The 6000-nt window shown below is 76.4% G+C and carries 6 protein-coding genes; 2 read left to right on the forward strand and 4 right to left on the reverse strand.

Annotated features, from left to right (window positions below):
- Positions 1–237: 237 nt before the first annotated feature.
- Entirely contained in the window at positions 238–1065 is an 828-nt protein-coding gene (locus tag ACSNN9_RS18060; RefSeq protein WP_436674523.1) for an SURF1 family cytochrome oxidase biogenesis protein, read from the forward strand.
- 27 nt (positions 1066–1092) lie between these two features.
- Here ACSNN9_RS18060 and ACSNN9_RS18065 read toward each other — a convergent pair whose 3' ends face one another.
- The 4 genes from ACSNN9_RS18065 to ACSNN9_RS18080 all read right to left on the reverse strand — a co-directional run bounded on the left by ACSNN9_RS18065 (position 1093) and on the right by ACSNN9_RS18080 (position 5247).
- On the reverse strand, positions 1093–2676 hold the full coding sequence (locus ACSNN9_RS18065) for an ATP-dependent DNA ligase (protein WP_436674534.1): 1584 nt from the start codon (positions 2674–2676) through the stop codon (positions 1093–1095).
- A gap of 124 nt (positions 2677–2800) precedes the next feature.
- Positions 2801–3007: a hypothetical protein gene (locus tag ACSNN9_RS18070; protein ID WP_436674524.1), complete on the reverse strand. Its 207-nt coding sequence runs from the start codon at positions 3005–3007 to the stop codon at positions 2801–2803.
- Positions 3008–3084: 77 nt separating this feature from the next.
- The gene (locus ACSNN9_RS18075) at positions 3085–4437 is read right to left on the reverse strand and encodes a dipeptidase (protein WP_436674536.1); all 1353 of its coding nucleotides are present in this window, start codon (positions 4435–4437) and stop codon (positions 3085–3087) included.
- Positions 4438–4623: 186 nt separating this feature from the next.
- Complete coding sequence (locus ACSNN9_RS18080) at positions 4624–5247, reverse strand: uridine kinase family protein (protein ID WP_436674526.1); 624 nt, start codon at positions 5245–5247, stop codon at positions 4624–4626.
- A 297-nt stretch (positions 5248–5544) separates the two neighbouring features.
- Here ACSNN9_RS18080 and ACSNN9_RS18085 point away from each other — a divergent pair, with 297 nt between their 5' ends.
- Positions 5545–5946, forward strand: a complete 402-nt coding sequence (locus ACSNN9_RS18085; RefSeq protein WP_436674528.1) for a rhodanese-like domain-containing protein — start codon at positions 5545–5547, stop codon at positions 5944–5946.
- Positions 5947–6000: the final 54 nt, after the last annotated feature.

Here is a 6000-nt window from a genome sequence, read left to right on the forward strand (position 1 = left end):
TCCATGCGGGGCGGCGGGGGACCTGCGGCGGGCCGACCGCGCGGTCCGCCCGCGTGACGATAGCCCAACCGGCCGGCGGGTGACCGCCGCCGAACGGCCCCTGTCGGCGGTGTCGGAGCGCGGCCGGGCGGGCCGGGCGGCGGTGCCGGGGTGCCGCCGAGTGGATCCGGCGGCGGCCCGCCCGGGCCCGGAAGGGGGCTGTCGGAGCGGAGTGCCTCCGGTCACAGGGGTAGCCTCGTGGGCGTGTACCGGTTCCTGCTGACGCCGCGCTGGCTGGGCATTCTCGCGCTGACCCTGGTCGCCGCGGCGGTGATGGTGCTGCTCGGCAACTGGCAGCTGGACCGCTACCACGGCCGCACGGAGATCAACGAACGGATCGACGCCGGCCTGCGGATGGACCCGGTGCCGCTGCGTGACGTGCTGCCCGCCCCGACCGGCGGCAGCGGCACGGCCGGCCCCGCCCCCGCCGCGGAGCGGGCCTGGACCAAGGTCACCGTGACCGGCCGCTACGACCCGGCGAACGTGGTCCTGGTCCGGGGGCGCTCGGTGGACCGCACGGTCGGCTTCGAGGTGGTCACCCCGCTCGTGCTGGCCGACGGCACGGCCGTGCTGGTGGACCGGGGCTGGATCCCGCCGGCGCGGGGCGGTGACGCGACCGTCCAGCCGGACGTGCCGGCTCTCCCGACCGGCGAGGTCACCGTGACGGGACGGGTGCACCTGAGCGAGAGCGGCTCGGTCGCCGTGACCCGGCGTGACGGCAAGCTGGAGACCCGGCGGATCGGCGTGCCCCGGCTGGCCCGGGAGCTGCCCTACCCGGTGCACGGGGCGTACCTGCTGCTGGACGAGCAGGCCCCGGCCGAAGACCCGGCCTTCAAGGACGTGCCGGTCGGGTACACCAACAACTGGCAGAACTTCGGCTACGTCGTGCAGTGGTGGATCTTCGCCGTCATGACCCTCTTCGGCTACGGCTGGGTGGCCCGCCGGGAGGCCCGCCGGCTGGCGGGCGTGGGGCCGCGGGGACCCGTCGACCGGGCCGCCGAGCCCGCGTCGCAGGGCGCCGGCTGACCGTCCTCGCCGGCCGGGCCCGCCCGCTCAGCCGGTGACGCGACCGGCGTGGATGGCGCGTACGGCGTCGATGGTGTCGGCCTCCGCCGCCGTCTTGTCGTCGCGGTAGCGCACCACCCGGGCGAAGCGCAGCGCCATCCCACCCGGGTAGCGGGAGCTGGTCTGCACCCCGTCGAAGGCGATCTCGACCACCTGCTCGGGGCGGACCCGCACCACCCAGTCGCCGCGCTCGACGGCGAGGCCGAGGAAGCGCTCGGTCTGCCAGCGCAGCAGCTCGTCGGTGAGGCCCTTGAACGTCTTGCCGAGCATGACGAAGTCGCCGGTGCGCGGGTCGCGGGCCCCGAGGTGCAGGTTGGACAGCCAGCCCTGACGCCGGCCGCTGCCCCACTCCACCGCCAGCACCACCAGGTCGAGGGTGTGCCGGGGCTTCACCTTCACCCAGGCGGCGCCCCGCCGGCCGGCGTCGTAGGGGGCGTCGGGCGCCTTCACCACGACCCCCTCCTGGCCGGCGTCGATGGCGGCGGCGAACGCCTCGCCGGCCCGCTCGGGGCCGTCGACCTCCAGCCGGCCGACCAGCAGCGATGCGTCGACCGCCGCGTCGAGCGCGGCCCACCGCTCCCGGCCGCGCCGGTCGACCAGGTCGACGCCGTCGAGGTGGAGCAGGTCGAAGAAGTACGGCGTCAGCACCGTCTCGCCGGTGGTCGCGGCGGCGGCGAGCACCGCCGGTGCGACCGGAGCACGGCCGGCGCTGCTGGGCGTGGTGCGCCGCGCCGCCCGGCTCGACGTCTGCTGGAAGGGCAGCGGCCGGCCCGTCTCGTCGAGCCCGATCGCCTCCCCGTCGAGCACCAGCGCACGGGCGGGCAGCGCCCGCACGGCGGCGACCACCTCCGGCACCCGGGCGGTGATGTCGTCCAGGCTGCGGGTGAACACGGCGATGTCGTCGCCGGAGCGGTGCACCTGGATCCGGATGCCGTCGAGCTTCACGTCGACCACGGCGGGGACGCCCGTGGCCGCGAGCGCCTCGTCGACCGAGGGCGCGCTCTGGGCCAGCATCGGCGCGAGCGGGCGGCCGACCTGGAGGCCGAAGGCGGCCAACGCCGGCGCGCCCCCGTCGAGCGCGGCGACCGCGACCGCGCGCAGGTCGCCGGCGAGCAGCAGCGCCCGGCGTACGGCGGCCACCGGCACGTCGGCGGCCCGGGCCACCGCGTCGGCGAGCAGCCCCGCCTGCGCGCCCTGACGCAGCTCGCCGCTGAACAGGCCGGTCAGCAACCGCTGCTCCTCGGCGGTGGCGGCGGCGTAGAGCGCGCCCAGCAGCGCCCGGCGGCGGGCCTGGGAACCCGGCCCGTGCACGGACGCGATCTCGTCGATGGCCGCGTCGACGGCCGCCACGGTCAGGGTCGGCTCGGCGGCCGGCGGCGGCAGGTCACGCAGGCTCGCCCAGCCCACCCCGGTCTGCCGCTGGCGCAGCTCGCCGGCCAGCCAGCCGGCACCCGCCGGGACCTCGGGCGGGTCGAGCGCCCGCAACGCGGCGGCGAGCAGCTCCACCTTGGCCCGTCGGGCCCGGGTGGCGCCGACGGCGGCGGAGGTGGCTGCCAGGTCGAGGAACCGCACGGGCTCCATCCTGCCAGCCACCCCCGACACGTCCCGGGCATTGCCGCGCCCGACCGCCGGCAGACACCGCCCGTCAGGGACGGCCGCCCTCGCGGTGGCGTTCCCGGCCTGGACGCCGAGCGGGTCAGGCCGAGACGGGTTCCTCGATGCGCAGGCCGCGGGCGCGGATCTCCTCGGCGACCCGGGAGAGCCCTCTGTCGAGCGCGACCAGCGCGGCGGACAGGTCGCCGAGCTGTTCCTTGAGCGTGTCCTCGGACCACGCGGAGACGTCGACGTCCCCCAGTGCGCTGACGGCGGCCTCGAGCCGGCTCATCACCTCGTTCGTACGCATGTTCGAGAGGCTATAACAACCGCACGGCCGACACACCGCAAACTCCCACATCGACCGCGAAGTTACGGTTCCGACACCTAACGCCCGTCGACGCCCGCCTCGGCGACCTTCTTCAGCAGCAGCGCCTCGGCCAGGCAGACCCGGGCGAACTCCCCGAGGTGCAGGCTCTCGTTCGGGCCGTGCGCCCGGGCGTGCGGGTCCTCCACGCCGGTCACCAGGATCGCCGCGCGCGGGAACATCTCCTGGAAGGTGGCGATGAACGGAATCGAGCCGCCGATGCCGAGGTCCACCGGGTCGGTGCCGTCCCAGGCGGTCCGGAACGCCGAGCGGGCCGCGTCGAACATCGGGCCGGACGCGTCGATGACGCACGGGTCGCCGTCGTGCTCGAAGGTGAGGGTCACCCGCGCGCCCCACGGCGCGTGCTTCTCCAGGTGGGCGCGCAGGGCCGCGTACGCCCGCTTCGGGTCGTCGCCCGGCGCCAGCCGTACGCTCAGCTTGGCCTTCGCGGTGGGGACCAGGGCGTTCGGCGCCTCGGCGGTGGCCGGGGCGTCGATGCCGAGCACCGCGAGGGCGGGCTTGGTCCAGAGCCGGTCGGTGATCCGCCCGGTGCCGATGAGGCTCACGCCCTCGGTCAGCCCGGCCTCGGCGCGGAACCGGTCCTCGGGGTAGTCGACGCTCGCGCCCTCCCGGGCGACCAGCCCGTCGACGGCCACGTCGCCGGCGTCGGTGTGCAGGGTGGCCAGCAGCCGCACCAGGGCGGTCAGGGCGTCCGGCACCGCGCCGCCGAACATGCCGCTGTGCACGGCGTGGTCGAGGGTGCGCACCTCCACGAAGCAGTTGACGATGCCGCGCAGGGAGGTGGTCAGGGCCGGTACGCCGATGTCCCAGTTGGCGGAGTCGGCGATCACGATGACGTCCGAGGCGATCTCGTCGCGGTGCTCGGCGAGCAGCCGCTCCAGCGAGTCGGAGCCGTACTCCTCCTCGCCCTCGACGAAGAGCACCACGCCGACCGGCAGCGCGTCACCGTACGCGCGCAGCGCCGCCACGTGCGCCATGATGCCGGCCTTGTCGTCGGCGGCGCCCCGGCCGTAGAGCCGGCCGTCCCGCTCCACCGGCTCGAACGGGTCCGACTCCCACAGCGTCAGGTCGCCGACCGGCTGCACGTCGTGGTGGGCGTAGAGCAGCACCGTCGGCGCCCCGGGCGGGGCCGCCTTCTTCCCGATGACCGCCGGCTGGCCACCGGAGCGCACGATCTCGACGTCGAGGCCGCAGCCGCGCAGCAGCTCGGCCACCGCCTCGGCGGAACGCTCCACGTGCGAGTGGTCGAAGCCCTCGAACGCGATGCCGGGGATGCGGACGAGGCGTTCCAGGTCGGCGCGGACACCGGGCAGCTCCCGCTCGACGGCGGCCCGGACCTCGGACTCGGACATGATCGGTGTGGTCATGACCGGCATCGTATGCCGGCCTTACCGAGCGCACCGCCCGAGCCCGGCGCGACGGACGGGTCCGACCCGGCCGGCGACCCCAGCGGCGACCGGCCGACGACGTCGCACCGCCCGACGGGCACAGCGGCGGGACCCACGGCAGCGGTCCGCGACGCCGCGCGGGCCGGGGCCTCAGCGCCGGCGCACGTAGTAGCGGTCGACGTCGTGTGGCAGGCCCGGGGCACCGTCGACCACCAGGTCCGCCCGTGCCTCGGTGCCGTCGGCGGCGAAGTGCGCCCGCTCGCCGAGATGCCAGCGGCGCAGCTCCGGCAGGATCGCCGGGCCGTCGCGCTCGAGCGCCCGGGCCAGCCGCAGCGGCGCCGGGGCGGTGACGAAGACGGCCAGGGTCAGGTCCGCGGCCGCGGCGGCCCGCGCCGCGCTCACCCCCTCGACGAGCAGCACCGGCACGACCGGGACCGGCACCGGGCGCGGCAGGAAGGCCCGGCGCACCCAGCTGTACCGGCGGTACGCCCCCGGCCGGCCGGCGCGCAGCGGCCCGAGCACCGACTCCTCCAGCCGGGGCCAGAAGGTGAGCTGGTCGTCCCAGCCGTCGAGCAGGTCGTCGGTGTGCACCACCGCCGGCGGGCCGCCGCCGGGCAGGGCGGCGAGGGCGTCCGCGAGCCGCGCCGCGAACACGCTCTTGCCCGCGCCGCTCGGCCCGTCCACCGCCACCAGCCGGGTCCGTCCCAACCGCGCCGGCCCGGCGAGCACCCGCCGGGCCAGCCGGGCGTACGCCTCGACCACCGCCACCGCCACGTGGCCGACGGTAACCAGGCCGGATCGCCGGCCGCCGGGCGGGCCGGTTCGGCGGAGGCCCGGCGTGGGCGGAAAGCCCGGCGTGGGCGGAAAGCCCGGTGTGGGCGGAAAGCCCGGCGTGGGCGGAAGGCCCGGCGTCGGCGGAAAGCCCGGCGTGGGCGGAGAGCCCGGCGTCGGCGGGCCGCATGGGCGCTCCGATCGGGGGTCGCCCGAACGAGCGGTCGTCGGGCGGGCCGGGGCGTTCGTCGGGCGGTGCCCGGGACGGGGCGGGATGATCTGCTGGTGTCCCACAGCGTGATGAGTCCGGGCGTTGACGCCCTCCTGGAACAGGCCCGCGCCGGGGTACGCCGGCTGACCCCGCACCAGACCGTCGAGGCGGTCCGTACCGGGGCGTTGCTGGTCGACACCCGCACCGACGTGCAGCGGCGGGAGCAGGGCGACCTCCCCGGCGCCATCGTGATCGACCGGACGGTGCTGGAGTGGCGACTCGACCCGGCCAGCGCGTGGCGGATCCCCGAGGCCACGGGGTACGACCAGCGGATCGTGGTCGTGTGCCGCCAGGGCTACAGCTCCAGCCTCGCGGTCGCGAGCCTGCGGGCGCTCGGGCTGCACCACGCGACCGACATGATCGGTGGCGTGCAGGCGTGGCGCGAGGCGGGGCTGCCCATGTCCGACCGTCCCGCCGACATCCGCCTCTGACCCCGGCCCCAGCCCCGGTTCCAGTCCCCGCTGGGGGGTGGGTGGGTTTCAGGG

The organism is Micromonospora sp. URMC 107, from assembly GCF_051386315.1.
In the GTDB taxonomy this organism is placed as follows: domain Bacteria; phylum Actinomycetota; class Actinomycetes; order Mycobacteriales; family Micromonosporaceae; genus Micromonospora.